This window comes from Limnohabitans sp. (genome assembly GCF_034680285.1).
Taxonomy (GTDB): domain Bacteria; phylum Pseudomonadota; class Gammaproteobacteria; order Burkholderiales; family Burkholderiaceae_C; genus Limnohabitans_A.
Map to the genome: position 1 here is coordinate 39,582 of NZ_JAXITC010000004.1, position 15,931 is coordinate 55,512.

Below are 15,931 nucleotides of genomic sequence, written 5' to 3' on the forward strand. Positions count from 1 at the left end.
TGCATGATCCTTGAAATCCACGCCATGTTCAGTTTCTTCAAAAAAAAATCCCCCCCACCCGAGGTGCAATCGCCTCCCGTGACGCCTGCACCCCCTGTGGCTCAGCCTGTCGCAGCACCCCCCACGCAGGCTGAACCCGCGCCCGCTCCGGCCGCCCGCCAGGGCTGGATGGACCGCCTGAAAGCGGGCCTGCGCAAAACCGGCTCCAGCATCACCACCGTTTTCACGGGCACACGCATCGACGACGAGCTCTATGAAGAGCTGGAAACCGCGCTGCTGGTGGCCGACACCGGGGTGAAAGCCACCGAGCACTTGCTGCAAGACCTCAAGCGCCGCGTGAAAGAAAGCAAGGCCACCGAGCCGTCCCAAGTCAAAACCTTACTGGCCGACGCCATCACCGACTTGTTGACGCCCCTGCAAAAGCCTCTCAGCATTGGCGACCACCACCCCACCGTGATCATGGTGGCCGGCGTCAACGGCGCGGGCAAAACCACGTCCATTGGCAAACTGACGAAACACCTGGCCGATGAGGGTCTGAGCGTGCTGCTGGCCGCCGCCGACACCTTTCGTGCCGCCGCCAAGGAGCAGCTCGCCGTTTGGGCCGACCGCAACACGGTCGAGATCGTCAGCCAACAAGGCGGCGACCCGGCTGCCGTCAGTTTTGACGCGGTCAGCGCTGGCCGTGCACGCGGGCGTGATGTGGTGCTGGTGGACACGGCGGGCCGTCTGCCCACCCAAACCCACCTGATGGAAGAGCTGAAAAAGATCAAGCGCGTGGTGCAAAAGGCCGATGGCACCGCCCCGCATGAGGTGCTCCTGGTCATCGATGGAAACACCGGACAAAACGCTTTGGCCCAGGTCAAAGCGTTTGACGACACGCTGGGCCTGACGGGCTTGATCGTGACCAAACTGGACGGCACCGCCAAGGGCGGCGTGTTGTGCGCCATCGCCCGCGAAAAGCCGATTCCGGTGTACTTCATTGGCGTGGGTGAGAAGCTGGAAGACCTGGAAACCTTCAATGCCCGCGAGTTTGCCCAAGCCCTGCTGAGCTGAGCCCCCAAACACTCGACGTTCCCAAACGCACAGACGCGCCAGCCGCAATCCTTAAAATCAGGGAAAACCCGAGGAGCAAACAGCACTCAACGCTGTCCTTTAGCACTCTTCACCAGAGAGTGCTAATATTGGGGTATTCTGAAAGGAGTTCTGGTATGAACATTCAAACTGGTTCGCCCGCCACAGCCATCGCGCTGAGCAATCCTTGGGCGGTCGTGCCCTCGCTCGGCCATTTGGACGCTTACATCTCTGCGGTCAACCGCATGCCCATGCTCACCCTTGAGGAGGAGCAAGAGGCTGCACGACAACTCAAAGCCAACGACGACTTGGAAGCCGCGCGCAAACTGGTGCTCTCGCACCTGCGCTTGGTGGTGTCGGTGTCGCGCCAATACCTGGGCTACGGCTTGCCCCACGGCGATCTGATTCAAGAAGGCAACGTGGGCCTGATGAAGGCCGTCAAACGTTTCGACCCTGATCAAGGCGTGCGCTTGGTCAGTTACGCGTTGCACTGGATCAAAGCCGAAATTCACGAGTACATCCTGAAAAACTGGCGCATGGTCAAGGTGGCCACCACCAAGGCTCAGCGCAAACTGTTCTTCAACCTGCGATCCATGAAGCAGGGCTACAAAGCCGATGCCGACGAAGGTACACACCGCGACACCCTGACGCCTGACCAGGTCGATTCGATGGCGCACAGCCTCAACGTTAAACGCGAGGAAGTGCGGGAGATGGAAATGCGCATGTCCGGCGGCGATGTGTTGCTGGACCCGGCACCTTCCGACGATGGTGAACAGGCCTTTGGTCCCATCGCTTACCTGGCCGATGAGAACCACGAACCCACCGCCATGATCGAAGCACATCAGCGTGATGTGATGGCGAGCGATGGCCTGGTCACTGCCCTCAATGCGCTGGACGAACGCAGCCGCCGCATCGTGGAAGAGCGCTGGCTCAAGGTCAACGACAACGGCTCTGGTGGCATGACCTTGCACGACTTGGCTGACGAATATGGTGTGAGCGCTGAGCGCATCCGCCAAATCGAAGTCGCGGCCATGAAAAAAATGAAAAAGGCGCTGGTCGAGTTCGCTTGATGCCCTATTCCATTTGTAGCGTCTAACGCTCAAGTACCCGGTTTTGACCGGGTATTTTTTCGCCCGCTTTGCGCTAAAGTGTTTTTTAATTTGTTAGAAATTTTTTGACCATGCCCCAGCCCACCACTTCTCGTTTTTCTCGCCGTCTGCTGGCACAAGCCATGGGGACTGTTTTGCTATTTGGCTCGATGCAGACATGGGCGGCCCAATGGCCCATCCAAACCGTGCGCTTGGTGGTGGGCTTCCCGGCTGGATCCAGCCCCGACCTGACGGCTCGGGCTTTGGCAGAGCCCTTGTCTAAGGCATTGGGTCAAAACGTGATCGTCGAGAACAAAGTGGGGGCTGGCGGCAACATTGCCGCTGACTTCGTCGCCAAATCCACCGATGGCCACACCCTGGGCCTGATGATCAACGGCAACATGACGATTGCCCGCATCCTGAACCCCAAGGTGCCTTACGACCCGCTCAAAGACCTCGCGCCCATCAGCCTGATCGGTAAGGCGCCCTTGGTGCTGACTGTCCCAGCCAATGCACCTGGCCAAACCGCCGCCGAATGGCTGAGCCAAGCCCAAAAAGCAGGTGACAAGCTCAGTTACGCATCGCCCGGTGTCGGCACTGTGGCGCACCTGGGCATGGAGCTGCTCAAGACCAAGGCTGGCATTGCCCCAGTGCATGTGCCCTACCCCGGCAACCCGCAAATCATCACCGCCATGTTGGGTGGCCAGGTGCAACTGGCCTTGCTGCCTCCAGCGCTCTCAGCTGCGCAAGTGCGCGGCGGCAAACTGCGGGCCATCGGTGCCTCCAGCACGGGCCGCAGCCCCGTGGCAGCCGAGGTGCCCAGCCTGTCAGAAATCGGCGTGAAGGATTACCAACTCGAAATCTGGAACGCGGTGGCCGCCCCTGCCTCGATGCCCGCGGCTGTGGCCAGCAAGCTATCGGCCCTGGTCAGTGACATCGTGCGTGCGCACGAGATGCGAGCGCGCTTGTTCCAGCAAGGCTGGCAGGTGGTGGGCTCTTCACCCGAAGGCTTGCGCAACCGTATTGAGTCCGACACCAAAGCACTGGGTGACATCATCCGCAGCCAGAAAATCGAACAAAACTGAGGTGTTGAAACGGCAGATGCAAGCCCTGGCCATGAGGCCAGGCCTCACTTGCCGCTGAGCAGGATCTTCACGTCGGCGGCCAGCGCCTCGGCGCCACTGGCGTGGCGGTTGTAAAGCCTGACTCGGCCTTTGGGGTCAAAGGTGAAGCTGCCCGCGGAATGGTCCATGGTGTAGCTGGTCGGGGTTTTGCCCTCCACCTTTTTGAAATAAATCTTGTAGTCTTTGGTCACTTTGGGCAGTTGCTCCGCCGTGGGGTGCAGGCCCACAAAGTCTGGCCCAAAGTTGACCATGTAGGCCTTGAGCAACTCGGGTGTATCGCGCTCTGGATCAACCGTGATGAATACGCCTTGCAATTTGTCTGCATCAGCGCCCAAAAGCTGTTTGGCCTGAACCATTTCCTGCAAAGCAGTGGGGCAAACATCGGGGCATTGCGTATAGCCAAAAAACACCACCACCGCCTTGCCCGCAAAATCTTTAAGCGTGCGCACTTGGCCGTTTTGGTCGCTCAGTTCAAAACCTTGGGCGTAATCGGCTCCGGTGATGTCCACGCCCCGAAAAGCAGGTTTATCTTGGCCACAACCGACCAAACCGACCATGACTGCGGCCACGCCCAGCGCCACAGCGGCTTTTGCAAAAACTCTGCGCGACATGTTCAGGCCTTAAAAAATGTAGTGGTCAAGCAGCAAAGCGGCAAACAAGGCGCTCAGGTGGACCAATGAAAAGCGGAAGGTCTTACGGGCCAGCTCATCCGAATATTCACGGTACAACGCCACCGCATAGCCAATGAAACCGATGCTGAGCACCACCGCCGCCACCAGGTATAGCCATGAGCTCATGCCATACACAAAAGGCATCAAGCAAGAGGCCATGAGCACGATGGTATAGAGCAAAATTTGCAAGCGCGTGAATTCGTTGCCGTGCGTCACGGGCAACATGGGCAGACCCGACTTGCGGTAATCCTCCACGCGGTAAAGCGCCAAGGCCCAAAAGTGCGGCGGCGTCCACAAAAAGATGATCAAAAACAAAATGAGCGCCTCAGGCCCAACCTGTCCCGTCATGGCGGCCCAACCCAACACAGGGGGCATGGCCCCACTGGCCCCACCAATCACAATGTTTTGCGGGGTGAGTGGCTTCAGGATCACGGTGTAAATGATGGCATAGCCCACGAAGGTGGCAAAGGTCAGCCACATGGTGAGGGGGTTGACCAAGACGTAGAGCACAGCCGAGCCCAATGCACACAGCACTGCCGAAAACAACAGCGCCTGACGGTCGCTCAGTTCCCCTTTAGCGGTGGGGCGCCAAGACGTGCGCTTCATTTTGGAATCGATGGTTTTTTCAACCAGGCAGTTGAAAGCCGCGGCAGCCCCTGCGACCAACCAGATGCCGATACAGGCCCACAAACCGAGCATCAACTCGGCCAAACTGGGCACGCCGGGCACAGCCAAAACCATGCCGATCAAGGCACAAAAAACAATCAACTGAACCACACGCGGTTTGGTCAGCGCATAGTACTGACGCCATGCAGAAGTAGGCAACGGGGCTGTGGCGGCGGTCATGGAGCAGACTTTTTGAAATTGGAAGAAGACCGGGGATTATCGGTGCGACTGATGCTCAAGGCCCAGGTCAAGTTGAGGACCATGGCGGCGGCACCGCCTGTGTGCATGACGGCGGCCAACAATGGCCAGCCCAGCACCACATTGCTGAGACCGGTGATGAATTGAAGGGCCGACAAACCCAGCAACCATTGGCCAGCGGAAGACAATCCCGGTTGCTGACGCAAGCGCCAACCCAGCCACACCAAGACGCCCAGCACCAGCCAAGCGGCTGACCGGTGTACAAAATGAATCGACGACAAAGCGATGAATGGCAACAACTCACCCGAAGGGGTATGGCCCAACTCGCGCCAAACACTGAAGCCTTGCCAGTTCATCTCAGGCACCCACTGGCCGTGGCAGGTCGGAAAATCCGGGCAGGCCAGCACCGCATAGTTGGTACTGACCCATCCGCCCAAAGCAATTTGCAGCCACAGCACCCCGAACCCCAGCCACAAACCCGTGCGCAATGTCGCGGGCAAAGGCCGCGTTCCGGCGCCGTCATAGCGCACAGCCTGGGCCATGAGCAGTGCCAGCAAACCAATACCAAACATCAGGTGCAAGGTGACAATGGCTGGAAAGAGCTTCATGGTCACCGTTAGGGCGCCAAAAGCCCCTTGCAAACAAACCCAAACCAGCGTGAAGGTGGGCCACCATGGGCTGACCGCAGCACTTCGGCGGCGCAGCCACCAGGTCATGCTGGCGAGCGTCAGGATCAACACGCCCACACCTGTGGCCAAGTAACGGTGAACCATCTCAATCCAGGCCTTACCGTGCGTGACCGGTCCGGTGGGCATGGCGGTCTGAGCCGCGTTGATCTCGACTTGAGCGCCGATGGGGGTGGCACTGCCGTAGCAGCCTGGCCAGTCAGGGCAACCCAGCCCGGAATCGGTCAAACGGGTGAACGCACCAAAGAGCACCAAGTCAAAAGTCAGGAACAAGGTGATCAGGGTCAAAGCCTTCAAACGGCTGGCAGGTGTGGCACCTCGTTGACGCCAAAACCACCAAGCCAGTGGCAAGGCCGCCACGGCCAAGCCCACCGCCATGAGTTGGAAAACTGGCGCCAAGTTGTACAGGTCGACTTGCGTCATGTCTCAGCGCCCTGCCTGGTCCCAAGACGCAGAAGCTTTGAGTAAGCGCTCCAGGTCCCGTTTGGCTTTGGAGGCGCCGGTCACATCCATGTTCGCCGGAAAACGCATCATGAAGTTGCCCATGGGGTCGATCACATACAGATGGTCTTGCAACTGATGTCCAGCGGCTGGTTGGATCCAGCTTTGCAACGTGGCCAAATCGAGGCGCAGCACATGGGCCATGTGGAGCGCTGGCAGCAGGGTTTCAGCGACTGGCGACTCGTCGGTGATCAGCCAAACACGGTCCAGTCGGTCTTTGTCCCGACCCAATATTTCGCGCAACTGACGCTGGAAATACAGGTTTTCTTGGCAACGCTCTGCGCATGCGCCCGTGCTCACATTCACCAGCAACCACTGTCCTTTCAGACTGGCCAAGGGCACCACTTCACCTTGCAGGTTTTTGGCTGCCACTTGCGGCATGTCTTTTTGAGGTTGGATGAGTTCACCGTGATTGCGGCGACCCTCAGGTCGGATCACGTAGTAAGTGAAATAAGAAGCGATGACTGGCGATGCGCAAATCAGCATCATGGCGATCATCTTCCATCGGCCCATGCGGGTGCGTTGGGCGTCAGCCTGCACCACATCGCCCGGGAAAGGCATCTCGTGCACGGTCATGGCCAGAGGGCTGTCAGTCAAGTCTTTTTTGGCGGCGGGGTTGGACAATTTGAAACCAGACATAAAGTAAAGCGATCAGGCCACTCAGGCCAAACCATTGAAAAGCGTATCCGTGGTGTTTTTCAACACCACTGGCCACCACGGGCCATTCGCGCAGCAAGCCCTCAGAGGCCGCACCAGACTGCAGCAAGGTGACTTCAAGCACAGGCAGACCCGTGGCTTGACGGTACGCAGTCAAGTCGAGATTTTGCCGTATTGGGCCGGTCTCGGTCCCGCCGAAGTCATAGAGCCTTGAAGGCCATGGGGCCAAATGCCCCTGCACCTCTACCGGGCCTGCGGGTGTGAGCAGCGCAGGCAAAGCCGTTCGGTCAGTGAACGAACGCTGTGCCCATCCACGCTGCACCAACACCACCGTCCCCTTGTCCTCCAACTGCAAAGGGGTCAGCGCAAAAAAACCTGGCTTACCGTTCATCTGTCGGTTGTCCAAAAACACCGTGTGCGCTGGCAACCACTGCCCTTTGAGCGTCATGCGTCTGTGGATCAAGGCTTGGCGTTGCAGTGCATCTCTCTCGGCCGAACCCAAGCTGCGACCATCCAGCACGACTTGTTCAGCTTGCTGTTGCTTGGCATTTTGCAAGGCCGTTTTGTCAGCGGCTCGGCCCAGCTGCCAAAGCCCCAAAGATAATGTGATGGCCACGCCCATAGCCGCCATGCCGAGGACCAGCCATCTTTGCCATCCTGGGGCTTTGTCAGTCATAAGATAATGTGATCATGAAAATACTGGTTGTCATCGCCTTCATAGGCATCGTGCTGAGCTTGGGCTCGGCTTTGGTTTACATGATGCGCGGCAACACGCCACCTGTTGAGGGTCAAGCCCCTAAAAAAGGCAGCATGGCCACCGCCCTCGCCTTTCGGGTTGGTTTCTCGATTGTCCTCTTCATTTGTGTTCTTGTTTCTTGGAAAATGGGTTGGATCCAACCCACTGGAATTCCCGCTGGCGCTTGAGGTTTGAAAACCACTGGAAGGCCATTGGCTTCCTGTTGAAATCAGCCTCCTTTGAATCCCCAATCGCCCAACAAAAAAGCGCCCAAAGGCGCTTTTTTGTTGGGCCGCGGCCAGATTACATCCAGTAAACCAAGATGTACAAACCGAGCCACACCACGTCCACAAAGTGCCAGTACCAAGCTGCACCTTCGAAACCGAAGTGACGGTCTTTGGTGAAATGACCTTTTTGCAAGCGCAAGGTGATGAACAGCAGCATCAACATGCCCACGAAAACGTGGAAGCCATGGAAGCCGGTGAGCATGTAGAAGGTCGAGCCGTAAATGCCAGAGGACAACTTCAGGTTCAGATCACTCCAAGCATGTGCGTATTCGTAACCCTGAACAAACAGGAAGGCCACGCCCAACAAAACCGTCATCCACATGAACTTGATGGTTTTGCTGCGATCACCAACCTGCAGAGCATGGTGGGCGATGGTCAAGGTCACGCCAGATGTCAACAACAAGGCGGTGTTGATGGTGGGCAACCAAAATGGGCCCATGGTTTGGAAGGGCTCCACAAAGCCCGCGGGCGAGGTGGTAGCGCCGGCTACCACGCTGGGCCATGCGGCTTTGAAGTCAGGCCAAAGCAGTGCGTTTTCAAGGCTGCCCAAAGCAGGCACTGAATGCGAACGGGCCCACCAGAGTGCCGTGAAGAAGGCACCGAAGAACATGACCTCGGAAAAGATGAACCAGGTCATGCTCCAACGGAATGAGAGGTCGATCTTGCGGCCATACATGCCGCCTTCACTCTCTTGAATCGCTTCAGAGAACCACTGATACAGAACAATCAACCACCAAGCCATGCCGAAAAACAGGCAATACATGCCCCAATCAGCGCCGTTGATCCACTGACCTGCGCCCAGAATCAGAAAAAACAAGCCGATAGCTGCCATCACGGGATGACGCGACTCGTGAGGTACGTAGTAATAAGGCGTGGTGCCGTGTGCTGCTGAACTCATAGGAACTCCTGCTCTCTTATTCGAAATCAAACTTTGGGGTTTAAAGGCCAGTTGGTTGGACAACCACCCAATTGACCAAGGCAATTAAACCCAAAACAAACAACAATGCCGCACCGATGGCCACACCAATGATGTGGAACGGGTTGAGCTTTTCAATGTCTTGCTGGTACTCGGAATTCTTACGAAGTCCGACAAACGACCACAACACCGCTTGAACGGTGCGCAGCCAAGAAGTTTTGTGAACCGGTGTGTTCATGAACCCCATCCTGTCTTGGCTGGCAGTGTTTGCACAGCTGCAGCCAAAGGCGCCGTAGGTGCCGCCGGTGTTTTGCCACCCACTTCAAAGAAGGTGTAAGACAGGGTGATGGTCGTCACGTCTTTGGACAACTTGGGGTCGATCACAAAGGCCACTGGCCATGATTTCTTCTCGCCCGGCTCCAAGGTGTACTGGTTGAAACAGAAACACTCGAGCTTGTTGAAATGGTTGGCCGCTTGACGAGGTGCGTAGCTCGGAATGGCTTGGGCCGCCATTCGGCGGTTTTGGACATTCTGAAATTCGTACATCACCGTGCTCAGCTCACCGGGGTGAACTTGCATGGAACGCTTTTCAGGCTTGAATTCCCAAGGGCCACGCACGTTGGCGTCAAACTCGACGGTGATGGTGCGAGTGGTATCGACCTGGGTGTTGCGCAGCACTTCGGCCGCTTTACCCGACTTGGCACTGCCCGGAATTTGGGTTTCAGCAATCGACAGGATGTTGATCCCTGTCATTTCGCAAATGGCCTTGTAGATGGGCACCAACGCGTATCCGAAGCAGAACATGCCTGCGGTCACAACCGCCAGCTTGCCCACCATCTTCAGATTTTCACCACGCAGGTTCATCTTGGGTCTTTCAGGAATTCAAGAGCATCAACTTGGCCACAAAACCAATCAACACTGCACATGCGACCGACGCCAAAATCAGGCCCAATCGCACATTGCTTTTTCTTTGTTCAGGTGTCATGGCCATGTCGATCAACCGATCACGCGGGTTGCTGTCGCATCCAGCTTGGGTGGGTTCTCGAAGGTGTGGAAAGGTGCAGGCGAAGGTACTTCCCATTCCAGACCTTCAGCCGCTTCCCAAGGCTTCTGGGAAGCCTTCGCGCCTTTGCCCATCATGGTTGGCAAGACAACGAACAAGAAGAAGTAGACCTGAGCAAAACCGAAGAAGAATGCACCCACCGAAGCGATCATGTTGAAGTCGGCGAATTGCATGGGGTAGTCGGCGTAGCGACGTGGCATACCGGCCAGACCCAAGAAGTGCATTGGGAAGAAGGTCACGTTGAACGAGATCAGGGACCACCAGAAGTGGATTTTGCCGCGACCTTCGTTGTACATCACACCGGTCCACTTGGGCACCCAGTAGTAGAAACCGGCAAACAAGGCAAACAAGGAGCCGGCCACCAAGACGTAGTGGAAGTGCGCCACCACGTAATAAGTGTCTTGCAACTGAATATCAATCGGGGCCATGGCCAAGATCAAACCCGTGAAGCCACCCATGGTGAACACAAAGATGAAGCCCACTGCAAACAGCATGGGGGTTTCAAAAGTCATGGAGCCACGCCACATGGTGGCGATCCAGTTGAAGATCTTCACAGCGGTCGGCACGGCGATCAACATGGTCGCGTACATAAAGAACAGCTGACCCGTCACAGGCATGCCGGTCGTGAACATGTGGTGAGCCCACACGATGAACGACAAAATAGCGATGGACGAAGTGGCGTACACCATGGAGGCATAGCCGAACAACTTCTTGCGCGCAAAAGCGGGCACGATCTGGCTGATGATGCCGAAGGCCGGCAAGATCATGATGTACACCTCAGGGTGTCCGAAGAACCAGAAAATGTGCTGGTACATGACCGGGTCACCACCACCAGCGGGGTTGAAGAAGCTGGTACCGAAATGGCGGTCTGTCAGTGTCATGGTGATCGCGCCGGCCAACACAGGCATCACAGCAATCAGCAAGTAAGCGGTGATCAACCATGTCCAAGCGAACATAGGCATCTTCATCAAGGTCATGCCAGGGGCGCGCATGTTCAAGATGGTCACGATGATGTTGATCGAACCCATGATGGACGAAGCACCCAGGATGTGCATGGCAAAAATACCAGCGTCCATCGATGGACCCATTTGCAGGGTCAGGGGGGCATACAGAGTCCAGCCGGCAGCGGGTGCGCCGCCAGGCATGAAGAAGGAACCCACCAACATGGCGCCAGCAGGAATCATCAGCCAGAAGCTGAAGTTGTTCATGCGGGCAAAGGCCATGTCAGACGCGCCAATTTGCAGGGGCAGCATCCAGTTCGCAAAGCCCACAAAGGCCGGCATGATCGCGCCGAACACCATGATGATGCCGTGCATGGTGGTGAATTGGTTGAACAATTCAGGGTTGACAATTTGCAGGCCAGGCTGGAACAACTCAGCGCGGATGCCCAAAGCCAACACACCGCCAATCATCAGCATGGCGAAACTGAAGAGCAAGTACAAAGTACCAATGTCTTTGTGGTTGGTGGCATACACCCAGCGACGCCAGCCCGCAGGCGCGTGACCGTGGTCGTCATGGGCGTGATCGTGATGGTCTAGAACGGCACTCATCTTGATTTCCTTTGATTTGAATACGGTACGGCTTATTTGCGAGCGGCCAAAACTTCAGCCGGTTGCACGATTTGCCCGGTCTTGTTGGACCAGTTGTTCTTGGTGTAAGTGATCACAGCGGCAATTTCAGTGTCCGACAACTGCTTCCATGCAGGCATGGCGCCATTGTTTTGGCCATTGAGCAGCACAGCAATTTGCTTGGACTTGTCCGCATCGAGCACCACGGCAGAACCGTCAATGGCTTTGATGGCGCCAGCGCCTTTACCCGTAGCTTGGTGGCAAGCTGCGCAATTGGCCGCATACACTTTTTCACCACGCTTGGACAGGTCGTCCAAAGCCCAGACTTTGGCAGGGTCGTCTGCCTTGGCCGCTTGTTTTTTCTTTTCACCCACCACCCACGCCGCATAGTCTTGTGCAGACAACACTTTCACATGGATGGGCATGTAGGCGTGCTCTTTACCGCACAGTTCTTGGCACTGGCCGTAGAAGTCACCGGTTTTCTCAGCACGGAACCATGTGTCGCGCACAAAACCCGGAATCGCATCTTGTTTGATACCGAAGGCTGGCACTGCAAATGCGTGGATCACGTCATTGGCCGTGGTGATGACGCGGACTTTTTGGCCCACAGGGACCACCAAAGGGTTGTCCACTTTGAGCAAATAGTTGTCGCCTTCTGGCTTACCCGCATCGGACATGGCGCGCTGGCCAGAATCCAAGGTCGAGATGTAGCTCAGGCCTTCGCCCTCACCCTTGATGTAGTCGTAACCCCACTTCCACTGGTAACCGGTGGCCTTGATCGTCAGGTCGGCGTTGGTGGTGTCTTTTTGGGCCACCAACACTTTGGTTGCAGGCAGCGCCATCAAAATCACGATCAGGAAGGGTACGGCAGTCCAAATCACTTCCACCGTGATGGATTCCGTGAAGGTGGCAGGCTTGTGACCGACCGATTTGCGGTGCTTCCAAATGGAATAAAACATGACCGCAAACACGGCAATGAAGATCACCGTGCAAATGATCAGCATGAACCAGTGCAGCCATTGCTGTTCTTCAGCAATTTTGGTGGCTGCTGGATGCAAATTGAGCTGATTGACAGCAGGGCCGCCCGGCAGATCATTGACCGCGTAGGCCGCAGTGGCTGCCCATGCGCCTGCAAAGATGCCCGCGCGGGATAGCAGCGAAGCCAATTGGTTGGAAATATTCTTCATGGTTCTCACTAACTTCCAAGACACTGTTGAACTCACACCTCAGGCAAACCGGGCTTCGCCCCATTTGCCGCCAGACATCACGCTGAACGCAACGCCTTTCTGATTTCTCGCGCCAACACTTGGCGCAACTCGGGCCGCACAAAGCGCCCCACCTGAATCGATCGACCTTGGCCCGACAACTCGATCAAGCTGTGGTCACCCGATTTGGGCTCTACCCTCACCCATTGACGCGCAAACTCTGCCCGCTCCAAGCGACCAGCAGACTCACACTCCACCACCAGCTGGCCACCTTGGATCGAAATCTTTTCACCGTCGGTGGCATGGCGCGCATAAATCAAAAATGCCACGCCCACCACCGCGATTTCAAGACCAGCGAACGCCAAAACCAGCGTTGCACCCAGATACCAAAAAAACAAACCAATGGCCAAAGAGAACATGCACAAAGAAACATAAAACCAACCCAATTGGGTAGGCGTTACCGAACAATTGCGCCGTAACTGCCAATGGATGGCAGGTCCAGACTCCTGAGCAAACTGATAAGTTGGATTTGACACGCGTCAACTTTCAATAAACTAACACGCCGGGAGGCACCAAATGCCTCTGAAACCGGGCGGATTTTACCCGAGAACAAAGGGGGTTTTGATTCATCTCAAACTTTGTCGGGAATCCGGGCACCGCTGCGCAGCATTTGCCGCATCTGATCGAGCCCAATCGCCGCCTGGGCGCTGACGGGAACGCGGGGTGATGGTTTGAGGGCGTGTCCATACACAATTTCAAAGCTCAACGTCAAACGCCCACCTTCCTCGGGCTTGGCCAAGGTCATGAGCACCTGTTTGAGCTGCGCCAGCCATCGGCGCCCCCGCAAACCCGAAAAACGCTGCACATGCAGATTTCGCCCCCAACTGCGCAACTCGGCCAGCAGACGCTCTGGCGTTTCATAGGTGAGCGTGATGCGCTCCATGTCCATCACAGGCTCGGCAAAACCGGCTTCCACCAGCATGTCACCCCAGTCGTGCATATCGGTGAATTCATGGGCAGGAGCGGGCCAACCTTGCTGAACATAAGCTTCGCGCAACTCACGCAAAGTATCGGGCCCCAAGCATGAAAACATCAAGAACCCATCCACGGCCAAGGCACGGTGCCATGTTTTGAGCAGGTTTTGAGGCTGGGCTGAATTGTGCAACTGCATGTTGGCCCACAACATGTGGGCTTGACCTTCTGGTGGCATGCCCGAATGAAGACGCGGACCGAACCAGCGCTTGGCTTGCCACCATTTGCCTTGCAACACCGCTTGGGCCGCCAAATCCTGCTGAGGGTGCTCGCTGCTGAGCCAGGCTTGTGCCTCGGGGTAACGCTTTTGCAAAGCGGCGTGGGCGGCCATGCCACCCTGCCATGGGCCCCAATGGACCCAGCGCGTGGGCTGAAGCTTGATGAATTCCAGCCGGTCTTGCATGCGCGAAGCCACTTCTTCATGCAGCCAAGGCGAAGCCTCCCCCGCACAGTACGTCGACCACCGGGCAGCGGCAACAGGGTCCAACGAGGGGGGGCGTTCAGGTGCAGACATGGCCAAGGCAAAGAGGGAAAAAGGCCTGCAAACATCAAGCGTCATGGTCGGCTTGTGGTCAGGGGCAGGCCGCAGTATATTGATTTCATGCGATCTCCATGGTTTCAAAGGGTGGTTTCAAAGCTCCACTGGATCGGGCCAGCGCCACTCTGGCACGCCTTGCCCAGTCGCTGCGCCATCTGCCAAAACTGGCCACATGCGCCCTTGTGTGAAGCTTGCATCAGTCGCTTTGCACAACCCCAGCACCGATGTCTGAGCTGCGCACTGTCCTTACCCTTAGGCATCAAACGTTGTGGCGCCTGCCTGCGCAGCCCTCCGCCCTTGGACCTGTGTCTCACCGCCATCAGCTACGAATGGCCTTGGATAGATCTGATCACGCGCTTTAAATTTCAAGAACAAGCGGGTTGGGACGGCCCTTTGGCCACCTTGATGCTGAGTGCAGCAGGGGTCGAGGACGCGCTGGACGCAGCAGATTGGGTTCTGCCCATTCCCCTGTCGACGCAACGTTTGGCGCAACGTGGGTACAACCAGTCTTGGCAATTGGCCAAGCAACTCAGCCCCAGCAAAGCCGATGCCCACTTGCTGCTGCGCACACGGGACACGCCTTCGCAGCGCACCCTGCCCCGAGCCGAACGCTTGGCCAATTTGGTGGGGGCGTTTGCAGTGGAGCCCTTGCGGGCCTGCGAATTGCGCAGCAAAAACGTGGTCTTGATCGATGACGTCATGACCAGCGGGGCTTCCTTGCACACCGCCGCACAGGTTTTGCGACAAGCGGGGGCAGCCAAAGTCAGTGCTTTGGTGCTGGCACGCACCGAGGCTCCAGAGGAATTTTGAGGGCAGGCACAATACCAACCATGTTTCATATCGTCTTGGTTGAGCCCGAAATCCCCCCGAATACCGGCAATGTCATTCGCTTGGCGGCCAACACGGGTTGCACCCTGCACCTGATTGAACCCTTGGGGTTTTCCATGGATGACAAACACATGCGGCGAGCTGGTTTGGACTACCACGAGTACGCCGACTTGCGTCGCCATGCCGACTGGGTCGCTTTTCTGGCCACGGAAAAGCCCGCCCTAGACCGCATGTTTGCCCTGACCACCCGAGGCAGTCGCCCGGCACACGGGGTCCATTTTGAACCTGGCGACTGGCTGGTGTTTGGCTCGGAAACTCGGGGCTTGGCGCCCGAGCTCAGAGAGCAGTTCGCATCAGAACAAAGAATCAAGCTGCCCATGCGCGAGGGTCAGCGCAGCTTGAACTTGTCCAACGCAGTCGCTGTGACCGTGTTTGAAGCCTGGCGCCAGAACGGGTTTGCAGACGCCTCGGTTTAAGCGTAAATGCGCACCAACGATTCGGCAGCGCACACGGGTTTGTCGGTGCCTTCTCGCTCCACAGTGACATTCCACTGAAATTGCATGCCATTGCCCTCGATGGGCGTGGCCGAATGCAGGTGCAAATGCCCACGCAAGCGACTGCCCACGGGCACAGGTGACATGAAGCGAACCTTGTTGAGCCCGTAATTGACACCCATGCGTTTTTGATTCACCAAAATGGTTTTGTCAAAAAACTGGGGCAACAAGGACAAGGTCAGGAATCCATGTGCAATGGGCCCGCCAAACGGCCCTTTTTGGGCCTGCTCGACGTCGACATGAATCCACTGGTGATCACCCGTGGCATCGGCGAACAGGTTGACCTGCTGTTGGGTGATTTCGACCCACTCGGTGATCGCGACATCCTGACCGACACAGGCGGCCAGATCGGCCAAAGTTTCAAATGTTTTCATGGGGCTCACTTTATCCAGCATGCTCGCGGCTGGCTGTCCATGCTGTGACACCTCAGGCGCCAGGGGTTCGGCGACCAGTTGTTGCAGTTGCAAGCGCAAATGCGCCAATTGCCCACGGTAACTTTCCGCATCGCCATAGTCTGAAAAGCCGTGGTAATGGGGATGGGC

At 56.9% G+C, this 15,931-nt stretch carries 20 protein-coding genes; 6 read left to right on the forward strand and 14 right to left on the reverse strand.

The features are described from left to right. Positions 1 to 24: 24 nt before the first annotated feature. The 3 genes from ftsY (at position 25) to SWE17_RS04790 (ending at position 3,244) form a co-directional block, all read left to right on the forward strand. Complete coding sequence (gene ftsY, locus SWE17_RS04780) at positions 25 to 1,053, forward strand: signal recognition particle-docking protein FtsY (RefSeq protein ID WP_322991973.1); 1,029 nt, start codon at positions 25 to 27, stop codon at positions 1,051 to 1,053. 155 nt (positions 1,054 to 1,208) lie between these two features. Next, the gene (rpoH, locus tag SWE17_RS04785) at positions 1,209 to 2,141 is read left to right on the forward strand and encodes an RNA polymerase sigma factor RpoH (RefSeq protein ID WP_322991974.1); all 933 of its coding nucleotides are present in this window, start codon (positions 1,209 to 1,211) and stop codon (positions 2,139 to 2,141) included. 110 nt (positions 2,142 to 2,251) lie between these two features. Beyond that, complete coding sequence (locus SWE17_RS04790; RefSeq protein ID WP_416234966.1) at positions 2,252 to 3,244, forward strand: Bug family tripartite tricarboxylate transporter substrate binding protein; 993 nt, start codon at positions 2,252 to 2,254, stop codon at positions 3,242 to 3,244. A gap of 44 nt (positions 3,245 to 3,288) precedes the next feature. Here SWE17_RS04790 and SWE17_RS04795 read toward each other — a convergent pair whose 3' ends face one another. From SWE17_RS04795 to SWE17_RS04815, 5 genes are read right to left on the reverse strand one after another with little or no spacing between them, the layout of a single operon-like run. Then, the gene (locus SWE17_RS04795; protein ID WP_322991975.1) at positions 3,289 to 3,894 is read right to left on the reverse strand and encodes an SCO family protein; all 606 of its coding nucleotides are present in this window, start codon (positions 3,892 to 3,894) and stop codon (positions 3,289 to 3,291) included. A 9-nt stretch (positions 3,895 to 3,903) separates the two neighbouring features. After that, positions 3,904 to 4,800 carry a heme o synthase gene (cyoE, locus tag SWE17_RS04800; RefSeq protein ID WP_322991976.1) on the reverse strand — a complete coding sequence of 299 codons (897 nt, stop codon included), beginning with the start codon at positions 4,798 to 4,800 and terminating at the stop codon, positions 3,904 to 3,906. After that, a complete protein-coding gene (locus tag SWE17_RS04805) occupies positions 4,797 to 5,927 on the reverse strand; it encodes a COX15/CtaA family protein (protein WP_322991977.1) in 1,131 nt (376 codons plus the stop codon). The genes cyoE and SWE17_RS04805 overlap by 4 nt, the downstream gene beginning before the upstream one ends. A gap of 3 nt (positions 5,928 to 5,930) precedes the next feature. Next, positions 5,931 to 6,644, reverse strand: coding sequence for a hypothetical protein (locus SWE17_RS04810; RefSeq protein ID WP_322991978.1), 714 nt, complete (start codon positions 6,642 to 6,644; stop codon positions 5,931 to 5,933). Then, positions 6,595 to 7,338 (reverse strand): SURF1 family protein, encoded by a 744-nt coding sequence (locus SWE17_RS04815; RefSeq protein WP_322991979.1) that lies wholly within the window; start codon positions 7,336 to 7,338, stop codon positions 6,595 to 6,597. The genes SWE17_RS04810 and SWE17_RS04815 overlap by 50 nt, the downstream gene beginning before the upstream one ends. Before the next feature lie 14 nt (positions 7,339 to 7,352). On the opposite strand from SWE17_RS04815, the gene SWE17_RS04820 reads away from it, so the two are divergent. Further along, entirely contained in the window at positions 7,353 to 7,586 is a 234-nt protein-coding gene (locus SWE17_RS04820) for a twin transmembrane helix small protein (RefSeq protein ID WP_100118439.1), read from the forward strand. A gap of 115 nt (positions 7,587 to 7,701) precedes the next feature. Here SWE17_RS04820 and SWE17_RS04825 read toward each other — a convergent pair whose 3' ends face one another. From SWE17_RS04825 to SWE17_RS04860, 8 genes are all read right to left on the reverse strand, one after another. After that, on the reverse strand, positions 7,702 to 8,583 hold the full coding sequence (locus SWE17_RS04825; protein WP_322991980.1) for a cytochrome c oxidase subunit 3: 882 nt from the start codon (positions 8,581 to 8,583) through the stop codon (positions 7,702 to 7,704). 40 nt (positions 8,584 to 8,623) lie between these two features. Then, entirely contained in the window at positions 8,624 to 8,839 is a 216-nt protein-coding gene (locus SWE17_RS04830) for a DUF2970 domain-containing protein (protein WP_322991981.1), read from the reverse strand. Further along, on the reverse strand, positions 8,836 to 9,465 hold the full coding sequence (locus tag SWE17_RS04835) for a cytochrome c oxidase assembly protein (RefSeq protein ID WP_322991982.1): 630 nt from the start codon (positions 9,463 to 9,465) through the stop codon (positions 8,836 to 8,838). Before SWE17_RS04835 ends, SWE17_RS04830 begins: the two co-directional genes overlap by 4 nt. A gap of 10 nt (positions 9,466 to 9,475) precedes the next feature. Beyond that, a complete protein-coding gene (locus tag SWE17_RS15360; protein WP_416234967.1) occupies positions 9,476 to 9,682 on the reverse strand; it encodes a cytochrome oxidase small assembly protein in 207 nt (68 codons plus the stop codon). Further along, positions 9,598 to 11,214, reverse strand: a complete 1,617-nt coding sequence (gene ctaD, locus SWE17_RS04845; RefSeq protein ID WP_322991983.1) for a cytochrome c oxidase subunit I — start codon at positions 11,212 to 11,214, stop codon at positions 9,598 to 9,600. Before ctaD ends, SWE17_RS15360 begins: the two co-directional genes overlap by 85 nt. Positions 11,215 to 11,246: 32 nt before the next feature. Then, complete coding sequence (gene coxB / locus SWE17_RS04850) at positions 11,247 to 12,419, reverse strand: cytochrome c oxidase subunit II (protein ID WP_322991984.1); 1,173 nt, start codon at positions 12,417 to 12,419, stop codon at positions 11,247 to 11,249. Positions 12,420 to 12,496: 77 nt separating this feature from the next. Further along, a complete protein-coding gene (locus SWE17_RS04855) occupies positions 12,497 to 12,973 on the reverse strand; it encodes a DUF2244 domain-containing protein (protein ID WP_322991985.1) in 477 nt (158 codons plus the stop codon). A 95-nt stretch (positions 12,974 to 13,068) separates the two neighbouring features. Further along, positions 13,069 to 13,983, reverse strand: a complete 915-nt coding sequence (locus SWE17_RS04860; protein ID WP_322991986.1) for a biotin synthase — start codon at positions 13,981 to 13,983, stop codon at positions 13,069 to 13,071. 87 nt (positions 13,984 to 14,070) lie between these two features. On the opposite strand from SWE17_RS04860, the gene SWE17_RS04865 reads away from it, so the two are divergent. Both SWE17_RS04865 and trmL read left to right on the forward strand, forming a co-directional pair. Continuing rightward, positions 14,071 to 14,817 (forward strand): ComF family protein, encoded by a 747-nt coding sequence (locus SWE17_RS04865; RefSeq protein WP_416234968.1) that lies wholly within the window; start codon positions 14,071 to 14,073, stop codon positions 14,815 to 14,817. A gap of 20 nt (positions 14,818 to 14,837) precedes the next feature. Then, on the forward strand, positions 14,838 to 15,311 hold the full coding sequence (trmL, locus tag SWE17_RS04870; protein WP_322991988.1) for a tRNA (uridine(34)/cytosine(34)/5-carboxymethylaminomethyluridine(34)-2'-O)-methyltransferase TrmL: 474 nt from the start codon (positions 14,838 to 14,840) through the stop codon (positions 15,309 to 15,311). Here the strand turns inward: trmL and SWE17_RS04875 are convergent. Further along, positions 15,308 to 15,763, reverse strand: a complete 456-nt coding sequence (locus tag SWE17_RS04875) for a MaoC family dehydratase (protein WP_322992124.1) — start codon at positions 15,761 to 15,763, stop codon at positions 15,308 to 15,310. The genes trmL and SWE17_RS04875 overlap by 4 nt on opposite strands. Positions 15,764 to 15,931: the final 168 nt, after the last annotated feature.

Bases quoted from the DNA above. Each gene is read 5' to 3' on its own strand.
- SWE17_RS04865 (WP_416234968.1), top strand. From the start codon at position 14,071: ATGCGATCTCCATGGTTTCAAAGGGTGGTTTCAAAGCTCCACTGGATC.
- ftsY (WP_322991973.1), top strand. From the start codon at position 25: ATGTTCAGTTTCTTCAAAAAAAAATCCCCCCCACCCGAGGTGCAATCG.
- SWE17_RS04825 (WP_322991980.1), bottom strand. From the start codon at position 8,583: ATGAGTTCAGCAGCACACGGCACCACGCCTTATTACTACGTACCTCAC.
- cyoE (WP_322991976.1), bottom strand. From the start codon at position 4,800: ATGACCGCCGCCACAGCCCCGTTGCCTACTTCTGCATGGCGTCAGTAC.
- SWE17_RS15360 (WP_416234967.1), bottom strand. From the start codon at position 9,682: ATGGGAAGTACCTTCGCCTGCACCTTTCCACACCTTCGAGAACCCACC.
- SWE17_RS04790 (WP_416234966.1), top strand. From the start codon at position 2,252: ATGCCCCAGCCCACCACTTCTCGTTTTTCTCGCCGTCTGCTGGCACAA.
- SWE17_RS04810 (WP_322991978.1), bottom strand. From the start codon at position 6,644: ATGTCTGGTTTCAAATTGTCCAACCCCGCCGCCAAAAAAGACTTGACT.
- SWE17_RS04860 (WP_322991986.1), bottom strand. From the start codon at position 13,983: ATGTCTGCACCTGAACGCCCCCCCTCGTTGGACCCTGTTGCCGCTGCC.
- SWE17_RS04830 (WP_322991981.1), bottom strand. From the start codon at position 8,839: ATGAACACACCGGTTCACAAAACTTCTTGGCTGCGCACCGTTCAAGCG.
- trmL (WP_322991988.1), top strand. From the start codon at position 14,838: ATGTTTCATATCGTCTTGGTTGAGCCCGAAATCCCCCCGAATACCGGC.
- SWE17_RS04875 (WP_322992124.1), bottom strand. From the start codon at position 15,763: ATGAAAACATTTGAAACTTTGGCCGATCTGGCCGCCTGTGTCGGTCAG.
- coxB (WP_322991984.1), bottom strand. From the start codon at position 12,419: ATGAAGAATATTTCCAACCAATTGGCTTCGCTGCTATCCCGCGCGGGC.
- SWE17_RS04815 (WP_322991979.1), bottom strand. From the start codon at position 7,338: ATGACTGACAAAGCCCCAGGATGGCAAAGATGGCTGGTCCTCGGCATG.
- SWE17_RS04795 (WP_322991975.1), bottom strand. From the start codon at position 3,894: ATGTCGCGCAGAGTTTTTGCAAAAGCCGCTGTGGCGCTGGGCGTGGCC.
- rpoH (WP_322991974.1), top strand. From the start codon at position 1,209: ATGAACATTCAAACTGGTTCGCCCGCCACAGCCATCGCGCTGAGCAAT.
- SWE17_RS04820 (WP_100118439.1), top strand. From the start codon at position 7,353: ATGAAAATACTGGTTGTCATCGCCTTCATAGGCATCGTGCTGAGCTTG.
- ctaD (WP_322991983.1), bottom strand. From the start codon at position 11,214: ATGAGTGCCGTTCTAGACCATCACGATCACGCCCATGACGACCACGGT.
- SWE17_RS04805 (WP_322991977.1), bottom strand. From the start codon at position 5,927: ATGACGCAAGTCGACCTGTACAACTTGGCGCCAGTTTTCCAACTCATG.
- SWE17_RS04835 (WP_322991982.1), bottom strand. From the start codon at position 9,465: ATGAACCTGCGTGGTGAAAATCTGAAGATGGTGGGCAAGCTGGCGGTT.